Consider the following 15171-nt stretch of genomic DNA (forward strand, 5'->3'; position numbering starts at 1 on the left):
GAACGTCGCATCAGCCTATAAAAATATGCCAACAGGTGATGGAAATGCAGATAAAACGCACGATAGAGAAAATCCCGGGGGGGATGATGCTCATCCCGCTGTTCCTTGGCGCACTGTGTCATACCTTCTCGCCGGGGGCGGGGAAATATTTTGGATCATTCACTAACGGGATGATTACTGGCACGGTGCCTATCCTGGCGGTGTGGTTTTTCTGCATGGGGGCGTCTATCAAATTAAGCGCGACGGGAACAGTGTTGCGTAAATCCGGTACGCTGGTGGTAACCAAAATTGCCGTTGCGTGGGTGGTTGCGGCCATTGCTTCGCGCATTATTCCTGAGCACGGTGTCGAAGTTGGATTTTTTGCCGGGCTTTCAACGCTGGCGCTGGTGGCGGCAATGGACATGACCAACGGCGGTCTGTATGCCTCTATCATGCAACAGTACGGCACCAAAGAAGAGGCCGGGGCATTTGTGTTGATGTCGTTGGAATCTGGTCCGCTAATGACGATGATTATTCTGGGAACCGCCGGGATTGCTTCGTTTGAACCGCATGTTTTCGTTGGCGCAGTATTGCCGTTCCTGGTGGGCTTCGCGCTGGGGAACCTTGATCCTGAATTGCGCGAGTTTTTTAGCAAAGCGGTGCAGACGCTGATTCCGTTCTTTGCCTTCGCGCTGGGCAATACCATTGATTTAACCGTGATTGCCCAGACAGGTTTGTTGGGGATCCTGTTGGGTGTGGCGGTGATTATCGTGACCGGTATTCCGTTGATTATTGCCGATAAATTGATTGGCGGTGGCGATGGCACTGCCGGAATTGCCGCCTCCAGTTCTGCCGGGGCCGCGGTGGCAACGCCGGTACTGATTGCGGAAATGATCCCGGCCTTTAAACCGATGGCGCCTGCGGCAACTTCGTTGGTGGCGACGGCGGTAATTGTGACTTCGATTCTGGTGCCAATTCTTACCTCTGTCTGGTCACGTAAAGCCAAAGCCAGAGCGGCGAAGATCGAAATTCTGGGTACGGTGAAATAATCTCTCTTTTTCCATATCATCGCCGGATGAATTGACGTTCATCCGGCGTTTTACCTTAAATAACAAATACCTCATCAATCGTCCGACATTCGCTTTCTGTTAACTCCCCACCGGCATTGCGCGACACTCCTGTGCAGTAACCAAACTTACGTGATACCACCGTCTTGATGGTGGTGACAAAATCTTCACCGATGGCGTAGATGGACATATAAGTACCAATCTGTTGCTGAATATCTTGTAAAGCTGCCAGGTCGCCGCGTTTGAAGGCTTCGCGGGCTTCGACAAACAGCTCTGGCATAACGTTATTTAAGCCAGAGATTATCCCCGCGCCGCCAGCCAGCAAATTAGGAATGAAATATTCGTCATACCCCGAAAGCACCGCAAAATCAGGACGCACAGCCTGAGTTGCCTGAATCATGCTGCGGGTGTGTGACTGGCAATCGACAGTATCTTTAATTCCGGCAAACTCAGGAAACTCACTCGCCAGTGTGGCGACCAGGTCTGGGGTTAAATCACAACCGGTCCGCGCCGGGAAGTTATATGCGAACCATTTGCCCTGTAATTCGCGACCCAGATGGCGGAAATAGCTTAATAATTGCTTCGCCGTCTGGCCGTAGTAATAAGGCGGGAGGATCATCACCGCATCGTACCCAACGCGATACGCTTCTTGCGCCATAACCAGTACATCATGTGTGCATGTGGACGAGACGTTGGCCACCATTTTTAGCGTGCTCATGGCTCGTGCTTCACGAATAAGCATGAGCCTCTCTTCCAGGGTGAAGGAGGCAAACTCACCAATACTTCCCATTAGCAATATCACATCGATGTTAGCGTTAGTGAGTCGCTGCAGATGCTGCTTCAGTCCGTTAAGGTCTACATTCCCGTCTTTATCCATCGGCGTGATGGAAGGACACCAGACGCCAGAAAACTGTAATTTATCAGCCACGCGGTAAACTCCTCATAATGAAATGGTGTTTCAAAAACATCTCATTGATAACATGTCTACAGTTTTGTCATGTGAACCGTGCTCTCATTTTGCGCGCCTGACATAAAATAAATATGGTCTAATGGGGAAATTTCTCGGTGGAGAGGGAACAGATGCGATATCCGGTTGATGTATACACAGGCAAAATTCGGGATTATCCGGAAAGCCGTCCAAGTGCAATTGCGAAAATGCAGGTCGATGGTGAGTTGATGCTGACAGAACTGGGGCTGGAAGGCGACGAGCAGGCGGAGAAAAAGATTCACGGTGGGCCGGACAGGGCGCTGTGTCATTATCCTCGCGAGCATTATCTCTACTGGGCGCGGGAATTTCCGGAACAGGCAGAGTTGTTTGTTGCACCTGCGTTTGGTGAAAACCTCTCAACCGACGGTCTGACGGAAAGTAATGTTTATATTGGCGATATTTTCCGCTGGGGAGAGGCGTTGATTCAGGTCACCCAGCCGCGCTCTCCGTGCTACAAACTCAATTACCACTTTTATATCAGTGATATAGCGCAGCTGATGCAAAACACGGGTAAAGTGGGCTGGCTGTATAGCGTGATTGCGCCGGGGAAAGTGTCTGCGGACGCGCCGCTGGAGTTGGTTTCCCGCGTTAGCGATGTGACCGTGCAAGAGGCTGCCGCTATCGCATGGCATATGCCGTTTGATGATGAGCAGTATCACCGTTTGCTTTCCGCAGCCGGGCTATCGAAAAGCTGGACGCGAACGATGCAGAAACGCCGACTTAGCGGTAAGATTGAAGATAATTCACGGCGGTTGTGGGGGAAATAACCCCCGGAGAGTAGGCCTGATAAGACGCGACCAGCGTCGCATCAGGCATTCTGCTCAAATGCCGGGTGCGGCGTAAGCGCCTTATCCGGCCACAAATGTTGCCCTTTGCGCAGTAAAGAGTAGGCCTGATAAGACGCGATCAGCGTCGCATCAGGCATCATGCTCAGACGCCGGATGCGGCGTAAATGCCTTATCCTGCCTACAAATACGGAGTTTAACTCCGCTTATACAGCGGCAGCCAAATCACCAGACGTAAACCGCCCAGCGGGCTGTCTTCCGCTTTCACCCAACCACGGTGCTGCTGAATGGCGGTTTCGACAATCGCCAGCCCCAAACCTGTACCGCCAGATTCACGATCGCGCGCTTCATCTGTACGATAGAACGGGCGGAAAATCTGTTCGCGATCTTCCGGGCTAACGCCAGGACCATCGTCGTCCACCGTAATGGTGATACCGTCTTTATCTACCGCAAAGCCCACTTCAATCTTCGTATGGGAATAACGCAGAGCATTACGAACAATGTTTTCCAGCGCACTTTCCAGCGCGTTCGGGTTGCCGTACAGCGGCCACGGCCCTGGCGGGAAGTTAACCGTAAACGACTTGCCCATTTGCTCGGCTTCGAACGCCGCGTTATCCAGCACTTCACTCCACAACTGGTTGGCTTTGATGGTTTCGCTCACCAGCGCGTTTTTCTGCTGATTACGTGACATCACCAACAGGTCGTTGATCATGCTGTCCAGACGCTGGGCTTCGGTTTCAATACGCTCCAGTTCCTTGCTTTCACCACTACGACGACGCAGTAACGCCGTACCCAGTTGCAGACGCGTCAGCGGGGTGCGCAGCTCGTGAGAGATATCAGAAAGCAGACGCTGCTGAGAGGTCATCATGCGCTCCAGCGCGGTCACCATCTGGTTAAAACTGGCACCTGCGGCAAGAAATTCTTGTGGCCCCGCTTCCAGTTCCGGGTGTTGGCGTAAGTTCCCCTGGGCAACTTCATCGGCAGCGTTTTTCAGCTTACGAGCCGGTTTTGCCAGACTCCAGGCCAACCACAACAGCAGTGGTGTACTGACCAACATAGTGACAATCAGCAGCAATAGCGGGCGGTCAAACAGTAAGTTTATGAAATCGGATTGAGAACTGCTGGCCGGACGAATCAGATAAAGCTGGTAATTATCTTCGCCATCACGCACGGAGAATGGACCGACCAGTTCCACGCGACCATACTTTTTCTTCTGCGGATGATCGGCGTTATCGGCCTGACCAATAAAGTTGCGAATGATCTGCATTTCGCTGCGTTCAGCGCCGATCACGCGGCCTTCAGTGGTCACCAGTAATAAACGCTGGCCTGGTGGCGCCCACTTATCAATGGCCCGGAACAGGCGACGCCACCACATTAAATCGTTGGGTGGATCGTTCGCCAGTTCCGCTTCGACATGCTGCTCAATCATCAGCCCCTGACGCTGTTCGCTATCCAGAAGCTCGGTCATCTGGCGAGAGTCGAGCTTGGGTAACATCAAAACCAGCATCAACACCAGCGCCAGCGTCAGCCAGAAGATGGCGAAGATGCGCGCGGTTAAGCTGCCTATCATGAAGCGGAAACCATCAGATAGCCGCGACCACGCAATGTTTTAAACCACGGATGACCGTCTTTACGATCCGGCAGCTTACGACGCAGGTTGGAAATATGCATATCGATAGCACGGTCGAAAGGCGTCAGGCGTTTGCCCAGTACTTCCTGGCTTAAATGCTCGCGAGAAACCACCTGACCCAGATGCTGCGCCAGTAGGTAGAGCAGGGTAAATTCAGTACCGGTTAACTCCAGTGTTTGCCCGTCGAAGCTGGCTTCCTGACGGCCTGGATTCAGCACTAAGGCGTCAACTTCCAGCGTCGGCGAACCATTATCGCTGTTCTGCTGTTGCTCGCTCCAGTGCGAACGGCGCAGGATCGCGCGAATACGCGCAACCAGTTCACGATCGTTAAACGGTTTCGGGAGATAGTCATCCGCACCCAGCTCAAGGCCGAGGACGCGATCAAGTTCACTGCCGCGAGCCGTCAACATAATGACTGGCGTCTGGTGTGTCTGGCGAAGTGCTTTCAGCGTATCGATACCATTTTTCTTCGGCATCATCACATCAAGCAAAAGTAAATCAATGCTGTCGTCCAGAAGAGCAAGCGCTTGTTCCCCGTCGTGGGCAACAATCACGTTGAAGCCTTCCATCTCGAGCAGCTCCTTTAACAGGGATGTCAGCTCTCGGTCATCATCAACTAACAGGATTTTATTCATTGTTTAAATACCTCCGAGGCAGAAATTACGTCATCAGACGTCGCTAATCCATGACTTTACGTTGTTTTACACCCCCTGACGCATGTTTGCAGCCTGAATCGTAAACTCTCTATCGTTGAATCGCGACAGAAAGATTTGGGAGCAAATGATGCGCATAGTTACCGCTGCCGTCATGGCCTCAACGCTGGCAGTCAGTTCATTAAGCCACGCTGCTGAAGTCGGTTCAGGCGATAACTGGCATCCGGGAGAAGAACTTACACAGCGCAGTACGCAGAGCCATATGTTCGACGGCATAAGTTTAACCGAACATCAGCGTCAGCAGATGCGAGATCTTATGCAACAGGCCCGGCACGAACAGCCACCTGTTAATGTTAGCGAACTGGAGACAATGCATCGCCTTGTCACCGCAGAAAATTTTGATGAAAACGCTGTGCGCGCACAGGCAGAAAAAATGGCGAACGAGCAAATAGCTCGTCAGGTTGAGATGGCAAAAGTCCGCAACCAAATGTATCGCCTGTTAACGCCGGAGCAGCAAGCGGTTTTAAACAAGAAACATCAACAACGAATGGAACAGTTGCGCGACGTGACGCAATGGCAAAAAAGTTCATCGTTGAAGCTATTGAGTAGTAGCAACTCACGTTCCCAGTAGTAAACCCTGTTTTCCTTGCCATAGACACCATCCCTGTCTTCCCCCACATGATGTGGGGGTTTTTTTATCCGCAATTTGCCTGTTACTTGATGCATTGCAGATGATTTGCATCCGTTATACTACCGTCAGTTGATAGCGGGAGTATTTATGAATCAATCTTATGGGCAGCTGGTCAGTCGGGCGGCGATTGCTGCAACGGCGATGGCTTCGCTGTTATTACTGATTAAAATTTTTGCATGGTGGTATACCGGATCAGTGAGTATTCTCGCTGCGCTGGTGGATTCGCTGGTGGATATCGGCGCGTCATTAACTAACTTATTGGTCGTGCGTTACTCACTACAACCTGCCGACGATAATCACTCCTTTGGTCACGGTAAAGCTGAGTCGCTCGCCGCGCTGGCGCAAAGTATGTTTATCTCCGGCTCCGCGCTGTTCCTGTTTTTGACCGGTATTCAGCATTTGGTTTCTCCGACACCGATGAAAGACCCGGGTGTTGGGGTTATCGTGACTATTGTGGCGCTAATTTGTACGATTATTCTTGTCTCGTTTCAGCGTTGGGTCGTTCGCCGGACGCAAAGCCAGGCAGTGCGGGCAGATATGCTACATTATCAGTCTGATGTTATGATGAACGGCGCGATTTTGCTGGCGCTGGGATTGTCCTGGTACGGCTGGCATCGTGCTGATGCCCTGTTTGCTTTGGGAATCGGCATCTATATTTTATATAGCGCGTTACGCATGGGGTATGAGGCGGTCCAGTCATTATTGGATCGCGCGCTGCCCGATGGCGAACGACAGGAAATTATTGATATCGTGACTTCCTGGCCGGGAGTTAGCGGCGCTCACGATCTTCGCACGCGGCAGTCAGGGCCGACCCGCTTTATTCAGATTCATTTGGAAATGGAAGACTCTCTGCCTTTGGTTCAGGCACATATGGTGGCGGATCAGGTAGAGCAGGCTATTTTACGGCGTTTTCCTGGTTCAGATGTGATTATCCATCAGGATCCTTGTTCCGTCGTACCCAGGGAGAGTAAACGGTCTACGCTTTCATAATCCGTACAAAAGAGAGCCAGACCCGCATTTTGTGTATAAAATACCGCCATTTGGCCTGACCTGAATCAATTCAGCAGGAAGTGATTGTTATACTATTTGTACATTCGTTGGATCACTTCGATGTGCAAGAAGACTTCCGGCAACAGATTTCATTTTGCATTCCAAAGTTCAGAGGTAGTCATGATTAAGAAAATCGGTGTGTTGACAAGCGGCGGTGATGCGCCAGGCATGAACGCCGCAATTCGCGGGGTTGTTCGTTCTGCGCTGACAGAAGGTCTGGAAGTAATGGGTATTTATGACGGCTATCTGGGTCTGTATGAAGACCGTATGGTACAGCTAGACCGTTACAGCGTGTCTGACATGATCAACCGTGGTGGTACATTCCTCGGTTCTGCGCGCTTCCCGGAATTCCGCGACGAGAACATCCGCGCCGTGGCTATCGAAAACCTGAAAAAACGTGGTATCGACGCGCTGGTGGTTATCGGCGGTGACGGTTCCTACATGGGGGCAATGCGTCTGACCGAAATGGGCTTCCCGTGCATCGGCCTGCCGGGCACCATCGACAACGACATCAAAGGTACTGACTACACCATTGGTTTCTTCACGGCATTGAGCACCGTTGTTGAAGCTATCGACCGTCTGCGTGACACCTCTTCTTCTCACCAACGTATTTCCGTGGTGGAAGTGATGGGCCGCTACTGTGGCGATCTGACTCTGGCTGCAGCTATTGCTGGTGGCTGTGAATTCGTTGTGGTTCCGGAAGTTGAATTCAGCCGTGACGATCTGGTAAACGAAATCAAAGCCGGTATCGCGAAAGGTAAAAAACACGCGATTGTGGCGATCACTGAACATATGTGTGACGTCGACGAGCTGGCACACTTCATCGAAAAAGAAACTGGCCGTGAAACCCGCGCAACTGTGCTGGGCCACATCCAGCGCGGTGGTTCTCCGGTGCCTTACGATCGTATTCTGGCTTCCCGTATGGGCGCTTACGCTATCGATCTGCTGCTGGCAGGTTACGGCGGTCGTTGCGTAGGTATCCAGAACGAACAGCTGGTTCACCACGACATCATCGATGCTATCGAAAACATGAAGCGTCCGTTCAAAGGTGACTGGCTGGACTGCGCGAAAAAACTGTATTAATGATTTCGGAAAAAGGCAGATTTCTTTAGCCTGAAACCGATGACAGAGGCAAAATGCCTGATGCGCTTTGCTTATCAGGCCTACATGAATTCTGCAATCTATTGAGTTTGCAAGCTTTTGTAGGCCGGATAAGCTGCATCCGGCATGAACACAGCGCACTTTGTCAGCAATATGAGGCGGATTTCTTCCGCCTTTTTAACTCCCCCATATATACCCGCAAGTTATAGCCAATCTTTTTTTATTCTTTAATGTTTGAATCCCTTTCTGGCACGCTTTGTTCATCACAACACAACATAAGAGAGCCGGGCGATGAACAAGTGGGGCGTAGGGTTAACTTTATTGCTGGCAGCGACCAGCGTTATGGCAAAGGATATTCAGCTTCTTAACGTTTCGTATGATCCAACGCGCGAACTGTACGAGCAGTACAACAAAGCCTTCAGCGCCCACTGGAAACAGCAAACCGGCGATAACGTGGTGATTCGCCAGTCGCACGGCGGTTCGGGTAAACAGGCGACGTCGGTAATCAATGGCATAGAAGCTGATGTCGTCACGCTGGCGCTAGCCTATGACGTGGATGCCATTGCTGAACGTGGTCGTATTGATAAAGAGTGGATCAAGCGTCTGCCGGATAACTCCGCACCTTATACTTCTACCATTGTCTTCCTGGTGCGTAAGGGGAATCCGAAGCAGATTCACGACTGGAACGATTTGATTAAGCCCGGTGTTTCGGTGATCACCCCGAACCCGAAAAGTTCTGGTGGTGCACGCTGGAACTACCTGGCAGCCTGGGGATACGCCCTGCATCACAACAACAACGATCAGGCAAAAGCGCAGGAATTCGTGCAGTCGTTGTATAAAAACGTCGAAGTACTGGATTCCGGCGCGCGCGGTTCAACTAATACCTTTGTTGAGCGCGGCATTGGCGACGTGCTGATTGCCTGGGAAAACGAAGCTCTGCTGGCGGCGAATGAACTGGGGAAAGATAAATTTGAAATCGTCACGCCGAGCGAGTCTATTCTCGCAGAGCCTACGGTGTCAGTTGTCGATAAAGTGGTAGAGAAAAAAGGCACTAAAGAGGTGGCGGAAGCTTACCTGAACTATCTCTACTCGCCAGAAGGCCAGGAGATTGCGGCTAAAAACTACTATCGTCCGCGCGATCCTCAGGTAGCGAAAAAATATGAAAATGCCTTTCCGAAGCTGAAGTTATTCACCATTGATGAAGAGTTCGGTGGCTGGACGAAAGCGCAAAAAGAGCATTTCTCTAACGGCGGTACGTTTGACCAAATCAGCAAACGTTAATTTTGTTGAAGGCAATCAGACCCGGTGGCATCTCGCGACCGGGTTTTTTATTTGTCACGATTTTGCGTTACCCTTGCATCTCTTTGAGGTACAGGGAAAAAAAGATGAAAAAAGCAGGTCTTCTTTTTTTAGCGATGATGGTTATCGCTGTTGCTGCCGCAGGCATTGGTTACTGGAAATTGACCGGTGAAGAGTCGGACACGTTGCGCCAGATTGCCCTTGAGCAATGTTTACCCAACCAGCAGCAAAACCAAAACCCTTCGCCATGTGCGGAAGTCAAACCCAATGCCGGATATGTGGTTTTAAAAGACCTTAACGGTCCTCTGCAATATTTGTTGATGCCAACGTATCGTATTAACGGCACTGAAAGTCCATTGTTAACCGATCCTTCAACGCCTAATTTCTTCTGGTTAGCCTGGCAGGCGCGTGATTTTATGAGCAAAAAATACGGCCAGCCAGTCCCCGATCGCGCGGTATCTCTGGCGATTAACTCCCGTACCGGGCGCACGCAAAACCATTTTCATATCCATATCTCTTGTATTCGTCCTGATGTGCGCGAACAACTGGATAATAATCTGGCGAATATCAGCACCCGTTGGTTACCGCTGCCCGGTGGGCTGCGTGGGCATGAATACCTGGCACGTAGGGTAACTGAAAGCGAGCTGGTAAAACGGAGTCCGTTTATGATGCTGGCAGAAGAAGTACCAGAGGCTCGGGAACATATGGGCAGTTACGCGCTGGCAATGGTGCGACAGAGTGATAACTCGTTTGTATTGCTGGCGACGCAGCGCAATCTGCTGACGCTGAATCGTGCTTCAGCCGAGGAACTTCAGGATCATCAGTGTGAGATTTTGCGTTAAAGCGAGGAGTTGTTAAGGAAAGCTAAGTGCCGGATGCGATATCCGGCACCAGTCAGACTTAAGCCTGTTTAGCCGCTTCTGCAGCTTTAACGATCACTGCAAAGGCGTCAGCTTTCAGAGAAGCACCGCCAACCAGCGCACCGTCGATGTCCGGCTGAGCGAACAGTTCTGCGGCGTTAGACGCGTTTACAGAACCGCCGTACTGGATGATCACTTGTTCAGCGATGTTAGCGTCAACTTTAGCGATGTGGTCACGGATAAATTTGTGAACAGCCTGTGCCTGCGCCGGAGTTGCAGATTTGCCAGTACCGATTGCCCATACTGGTTCGTAAGCGATTACCGCACCTTCGAATGCCGCAGCACCCTGAGTTTTCAGTACCGCGTCGATCTGACGTGCGCAAACTTCTTCAGTTTTGCCCGCTTCGTTTTCAGCTTCGGTTTCACCGATGCACAGAACCGGAGTCAGACCCTGCTCTTTCAGCACCGCGAATTTTTTCGCGATCAGTTCGTCAGACTCTTTGTGGTAAGTACGACGTTCAGAGTGACCGATGATGATGTACTGTGCGCCGATGTCTTTCAGCATAGCAGCAGAGGTTTCACCAGTGAATGCGCCGGACAGGTTCAGGTCCACGTTCTGCGCACCCAGCATGATGTGGCTGCCTTCAGCTTCACGCTTCGCCATATCGATGTACATTTCTGGTGGCGCGATTGCAACGCCACAGCCATCAACGCCTGCCAGCTCTTTACGCAGGTTAGAAACCAGCTCGTGAACCATGTGGCGGCTGCCGTTCAGTTTCCAGTTACCCATCACTAAAGGATGTCGCATTTTAATTCTCCACGCTTATAAGCGAATAAAGGAAGATGGCCGCCCCGCGGGGCAGCAGGTCTGTGAAACAGTATAGAGATTCATCACTGGAAAGGCTTTGCTTTTTGTCATTTATTCAACCCTTCAAGCGATTCAGATAGCGCCAGCTTAATCGGTTCAACAGCGAAGGTCAGTCCCTTTTCGCCGTTGTCCGCGACAACATAGCGCAGTGCGCCTTCTGTCTCTGTGTAATAACGTTTGTTTTTCCCCGCAGTAAGGAGCGACTGTAGCTTTTTCTGGCTTTGTGTTTTGGTCATCAGCGGGGTGAGTGTGCGGATCACCGCCGCCATGTATTCATGAGCTTTTGCTTTGGCGGCTTTTTGCTCTGGTCCCTGGATTGGTAGCCAGGTAATTTGAATGCTTTTGATTTTTAAAGTGCCACGCTCCAGCGCCGTAGAGGCATACAAGTTCTCGTTAATTTTACTGGCGGCGCGAGTCAGATTGGCTTTGTCGGGGCTGCTGTCGATGGCGCGAAACTCGTTCAGTGGCAGGTTGGGGTTCTGGCTGTTAAAGTTTTCTCGAAACTGGCTGATGGAGAGATCGAAGGTAGGGGCGCCAGCAAGCAGATAGGGCGCAGTGGTCGCCGTACCTGGTGTTTGTGCATGCACCGTTGTGCTAACGGCTGATGCAGAACATAAGAGAAAAAACAGCGTAAACCCTGGCTTCATCGACAGTACCTTTTGTTATGACTGGCTCCGATTAAAACGATATCTGTCTCCCTTGTCAAAAGGGTAGAATCCTGGAAAAGACAACCATCAAGGAACTTACATGACCATACAGCAATGGTTATTCTCGTTTAAAGGGCGTATTGGGCGCCGTGATTTCTGGATTTGGATTGGCCTCTGGTTCGTTGGCATGCTGGTGCTTTTCTCACTGGCAGGTAAAAACTTACTCGATATCCAGACCGCCGCGTTTTGCCTGGTGTGCTTACTTTGGCCGACCGCGGCAGTAACGGTCAAACGACTGCACGATCGCGGGCGTTCCGGCGCATGGGCATTTTTAATGATTGTAGCGTGGATGCTGCTGGCGGGTAATTGGGCGATTTTACCGGGCGTCTGGCAATGGACGGTGGGGCGTTTTGTCCCGACGTTGATTCTGGTGATGATGCTTATTGATCTTGGCGCATTTGTCGGTACGCAGGGCGAAAATAAATTTGGCAAAGATACTCTGGATGTGAAGTATAAAGCCGACAATAAATCAAGTAATTAACCTTTAATATATCTCTTCTTGCTATTTTTTTCCGGGATTGTTATTTCCACGCTGGAAATGACAATGCCCGGAAAATCCTCCTCATTTCCTCACCTTAAGCAATATCAAAAAAAATGGTAATCCATAAGATCATTACTTGTTTGTTCTTCTCTTAACGGCGCATTATTCTTAAGTCGTAATCGACAGAGAGGCGAATATACAGAGGTGCCCTATGAAAGATGTCGTAGATAAATGCAGTACTAAAGGATGTGCGATTGATATCGGTACGGTGATTGATAACGACAACTGTACCAGTAAGTTTTCGCGCTTTTTTGCCACCCGCGAAGAAGCAGAGTCCTTTATGACCAAACTGAAAGAGCTTGCCGCCACGGCATCCTCTGCGGATGAAGGGGCCAGTGTGGCCTATAAGATTAAGGATCTGGAGGGGCAAGTTGAGCTTGATGCGGCCTTCACCTTCTCATGCCAGGCCGAGATGATTATTTTTGAGTTATCCCTGCGTTCGTTAGCTTGATGGAGTCGCTTTAGAAGGAGTTAAACATGGCTTATAAACACATTGGCGTGGCAATTTCCGGAAATGAAGAAGATGCCTTACTGGTGAACAAAGCCCTGGATCTCGCCAGACATAATGACGCTCACCTGACATTGATTCATATTGATGATGGCTTAAGCGAGTTGTATCCGGGCATTTACTTCCCTGCAACAGAAGATATTCTTCAACTATTGAAAGATAAGTCAGATAACAAGCTGTATAAACTGACGAAAAATATTCAGTGGCCGAAGACCAAACTGCGTATTGAACGCGGAGAAATGCCGGAAACACTGCTTGAAATTCTGCAACAAGAGCAGTGCGACCTCCTTGTCTGTGGGCATCACCACTCATTTATCAACCGTTTGATGCCAGCATACCGCGGGATGATCAATAAGTTGAATGCGGACCTGCTCATCGTGCCGTTTATCGATAAGTAACCGCTTACCAGTAATGCTCCGCTGTCATGTGGCCCGGTCGACGACGTAAATGTTTCGTCATCTGCCGGGTTTCTTTTAGCAGCTGTTGCGTATCGCGCACCATTTGCGGATTACCACACAGCATCACATGACTGGTTTCTTTATCCATTGCCAGGCCAACCGCGTTTTCCAGTTCACCGCTTTCAATTAACGCCGGTATTCGCCCGGTGAGCGAACCCGCAGCCGTTTCCCGACTGACCACCGTCTGAATGCGCAGTTTCCCTTCGTAGCGTTTTTCCAGTTCTTGCATCAGCGGCAGATAGCTTAAGTCGGCGGCATATCGTGCGGCGTGAACCAGCACCAGGTTTTTGAAGCGATCTAAATCTTTGCCCAATTGCAGAATTGATAAATAAGGGCCAATCGCTGTACCGGTTGCCAGCATCCACAGTGTTTCGCAGTCCGGCACTTCATCCAGCACAAAGAAGCCAGCCGCCTCGCTAACCACTTGCACTTCGTCACCCGGTTTTAGCGCCGCCAGTCGCGGGCTTAATTTGCCATCGGGAACGGTGACCAGGTAAAACTCCAGATCGGGATTGTCGGGCGAGTTAACGTAGGAGTAAGCGCGCTGGACGCGTTCGCCGTCAATTTCAAGGCCAAGTTTAGTGAATTGCCCGGCGGTAAACGGAAGCACGGGAGCGTGAACGGTGAGACTAAACAGGGCGTCGGTCCAGTTCTGCACTTTAGTGACTTTGCCTGTTACCCAATCAGCCATGTTTTTCTCCTGTTTTGATTGACTTGCCTTATCTTCGTTCTCCGAACAAAAAAATTCCAGTCCCGAAGGACTGGAAGGCTCAATCGATCAAATAACTCAGAGAATGTGCACCTGCATATCCGGGTCTTTACGATCCAGATAGTGAATCGACTGAATGCGACGAATAGTGCGTGACTTACCACGGATCAGCAGCGTTTCGGTGGTGGCGATATTACCTTTGCGGCTAATACCTTCCAGTAGATCGCCCTTGGTGATACCGGTGGCGGAAAAGATGACGTTATCGCTGCGCGCCATATCGCCCAGACGCAACACTTTACCCGCTTCGATGCCCATTGCTTTGCAGCGTGCCAGTTCCTGTTCACCAATGCGGCGATTTTCTGCGTTGTCGCCTTTGACATCATGACGCGCCAGCAGACGGCCATTCATATCGCCATCTAACGCCCGAATCACCGCCGCAGAAACTACGCCTTCCGGCGCGCCGCCAATGCCGTACAGCACGTCAACTTCGCTGTCTGGCATACAGGTGAGAATTGAGGCCGCAACGTCACCATCCGGAATAGCAAACACGCGCACGCCGAGTTGCTGCATTTCTGCGATAACGGCATCGTGGCGCGGTTTCGCCAGAATCGTTACCGTCAGTTCGCTCAATGGTTTGCCGAGCGCAGCGGCAACATTGCGCAGGTTATCCGCCAACGGCAGATTCAAGTCAATGGCGCCCTTGGCTCCCGGTCCGACGATCAGCTTTTCCATATACATATCTGGCGCGTTGAGGAAGCAGCCTTTATCGCCTACTGCCAGCACCGCCAGCGCGTTAGCCTGGCCCATCGCCGTCATGCGCGTGCCTTCAATCGGGTCAACAGCAATATCCACTGCATCACCGCGACCAGTACCGACTTTTTCACCAATGTAGAGCATCGGTGCTTCGTCGATTTCACCTTCACCAATGACGATGGTGCCGTCAATGTTGACCTGGTTGAGCATTATGCGCATGGCGTTAACCGCTGCGCCGTCAGCGGTATTTTTATCGCCGCGTCCTAACCATTTGTAGCCAGCCAGCGCCGCAGATTCGGTGACGCGGGAAAATTCGATGGCAAGTTCTCGTCTCATAGCAAACTCTAAGCAGTAAGGAATGGCGCGAAGTGTAGCACAGGGGAGGGAGCGGATTATTGATGTGTGCGGGGGTTGCCCCCGCACGATTTCAGAGTCTGCGACATGCCGGATATGTATCCGGCTCGTAGGCCTGATAAGACGCGTAAGCGTCGCATCAGGCGATCAGCATCAGGCAATCGGTTCAG

At 51.1% G+C, this 15171-nt stretch carries 17 protein-coding genes; 10 read left to right on the forward strand and 7 right to left on the reverse strand.

Annotated elements, in window-relative coordinates:
• Positions 1-44 precede the first annotated feature (44 nt).
• The gene (gene kdgT, locus FFT88_RS13570) at positions 45-1028 is read left to right on the forward strand and encodes a 2-keto-3-deoxygluconate transporter (RefSeq protein WP_130215248.1); all 984 of its coding nucleotides are present in this window, start codon (positions 45-47) and stop codon (positions 1026-1028) included.
• A 55-nt stretch (positions 1029-1083) separates the two neighbouring features.
• Here the strand turns inward: kdgT and FFT88_RS13575 are convergent, their stop codons facing one another.
• Complete coding sequence (locus FFT88_RS13575) at positions 1084-1974, reverse strand: dihydrodipicolinate synthase family protein (RefSeq protein ID WP_135403682.1); 891 nt, start codon at positions 1972-1974, stop codon at positions 1084-1086.
• A 152-nt stretch (positions 1975-2126) separates the two neighbouring features.
• On the opposite strand from FFT88_RS13575, the gene yiiM reads away from it, so the two are divergent.
• Complete coding sequence (yiiM, locus tag FFT88_RS13580; RefSeq protein WP_135403681.1) at positions 2127-2801, forward strand: 6-hydroxyaminopurine reductase; 675 nt, start codon at positions 2127-2129, stop codon at positions 2799-2801.
• Between the two features lie 214 nt (positions 2802-3015).
• Here yiiM and cpxA read toward each other — a convergent pair whose 3' ends face one another.
• Both cpxA and cpxR read right to left on the reverse strand, forming a co-directional pair.
• The gene (gene cpxA / locus FFT88_RS13585; RefSeq protein ID WP_000580416.1) at positions 3016-4389 is read right to left on the reverse strand and encodes an envelope stress sensor histidine kinase CpxA; all 1374 of its coding nucleotides are present in this window, start codon (positions 4387-4389) and stop codon (positions 3016-3018) included.
• A complete protein-coding gene (gene cpxR / locus FFT88_RS13590) occupies positions 4386-5084 on the reverse strand; it encodes an envelope stress response regulator transcription factor CpxR (protein ID WP_130206632.1) in 699 nt (232 codons plus the stop codon). The genes cpxA and cpxR overlap by 4 nt, the downstream gene beginning before the upstream one ends.
• A gap of 148 nt (positions 5085-5232) precedes the next feature.
• Here cpxR and cpxP point away from each other — a divergent pair, with 148 nt between their 5' ends.
• From cpxP to cdh, 5 genes are all read left to right on the forward strand, one after another.
• A complete protein-coding gene (cpxP, locus tag FFT88_RS13595; protein ID WP_130206850.1) occupies positions 5233-5733 on the forward strand; it encodes a cell-envelope stress modulator CpxP in 501 nt (166 codons plus the stop codon).
• Between the two features lie 147 nt (positions 5734-5880).
• Positions 5881-6783 (forward strand): CDF family cation-efflux transporter FieF, encoded by a 903-nt coding sequence (fieF, locus tag FFT88_RS13600; RefSeq protein WP_064530279.1) that lies wholly within the window; start codon positions 5881-5883, stop codon positions 6781-6783.
• Positions 6784-6963: 180 nt separating this feature from the next.
• Positions 6964-7926: a 6-phosphofructokinase gene (pfkA, locus tag FFT88_RS13605; protein WP_032185626.1), complete on the forward strand. Its 963-nt coding sequence runs from the start codon at positions 6964-6966 to the stop codon at positions 7924-7926.
• A 309-nt stretch (positions 7927-8235) separates the two neighbouring features.
• Positions 8236-9225: a sulfate/thiosulfate ABC transporter substrate-binding protein Sbp gene (gene sbp / locus FFT88_RS13610; protein WP_130215254.1), complete on the forward strand. Its 990-nt coding sequence runs from the start codon at positions 8236-8238 to the stop codon at positions 9223-9225.
• A gap of 104 nt (positions 9226-9329) precedes the next feature.
• Positions 9330-10085, forward strand: a complete 756-nt coding sequence (gene cdh / locus FFT88_RS13615) for a CDP-diacylglycerol diphosphatase (protein WP_130215256.1) — start codon at positions 9330-9332, stop codon at positions 10083-10085.
• A gap of 58 nt (positions 10086-10143) precedes the next feature.
• Here cdh and tpiA read toward each other — a convergent pair whose 3' ends face one another.
• Together tpiA and FFT88_RS13625 are read right to left on the reverse strand one after the other, a co-directional pair.
• Complete coding sequence (gene tpiA / locus FFT88_RS13620) at positions 10144-10911, reverse strand: triose-phosphate isomerase (RefSeq protein ID WP_130206626.1); 768 nt, start codon at positions 10909-10911, stop codon at positions 10144-10146.
• Between the two features lie 107 nt (positions 10912-11018).
• The gene (locus FFT88_RS13625) at positions 11019-11618 is read right to left on the reverse strand and encodes a YiiQ family protein (protein ID WP_130206624.1); all 600 of its coding nucleotides are present in this window, start codon (positions 11616-11618) and stop codon (positions 11019-11021) included.
• Positions 11619-11718: 100 nt separating this feature from the next.
• Between FFT88_RS13625 and FFT88_RS13630 the strand changes: the two genes are divergently transcribed.
• The 3 genes from FFT88_RS13630 to uspD all read left to right on the forward strand — a co-directional run bounded on the left by FFT88_RS13630 (position 11719) and on the right by uspD (position 13125).
• Positions 11719-12159: a DUF805 domain-containing protein gene (locus tag FFT88_RS13630; protein ID WP_064530283.1), complete on the forward strand. Its 441-nt coding sequence runs from the start codon at positions 11719-11721 to the stop codon at positions 12157-12159.
• Positions 12160-12370: 211 nt separating this feature from the next.
• A complete protein-coding gene (locus FFT88_RS13635; RefSeq protein WP_032204720.1) occupies positions 12371-12670 on the forward strand; it encodes a DUF406 domain-containing protein in 300 nt (99 codons plus the stop codon).
• A gap of 26 nt (positions 12671-12696) precedes the next feature.
• Complete coding sequence (gene uspD / locus FFT88_RS13640) at positions 12697-13125, forward strand: universal stress protein UspD (protein ID WP_130206622.1); 429 nt, start codon at positions 12697-12699, stop codon at positions 13123-13125.
• Positions 13126-13129: 4 nt separating this feature from the next.
• On the opposite strand, the gene fpr is transcribed toward uspD, so the two are convergent.
• Positions 13130-13876 carry a ferredoxin--NADP(+) reductase gene (gene fpr, locus FFT88_RS13645; protein WP_130258344.1) on the reverse strand — a complete coding sequence of 249 codons (747 nt, stop codon included), beginning with the start codon at positions 13874-13876 and terminating at the stop codon, positions 13130-13132.
• A gap of 96 nt (positions 13877-13972) precedes the next feature.
• The gene (glpX, locus tag FFT88_RS13650; RefSeq protein ID WP_130206618.1) at positions 13973-14983 is read right to left on the reverse strand and encodes a class II fructose-bisphosphatase; all 1011 of its coding nucleotides are present in this window, start codon (positions 14981-14983) and stop codon (positions 13973-13975) included.
• Positions 14984-15171: the final 188 nt, after the last annotated feature.

It is taken from the genome of Escherichia sp. E4930 (assembly GCF_005845405.1).
Classification (GTDB): Bacteria; Pseudomonadota; Gammaproteobacteria; order Enterobacterales; family Enterobacteriaceae; genus Escherichia.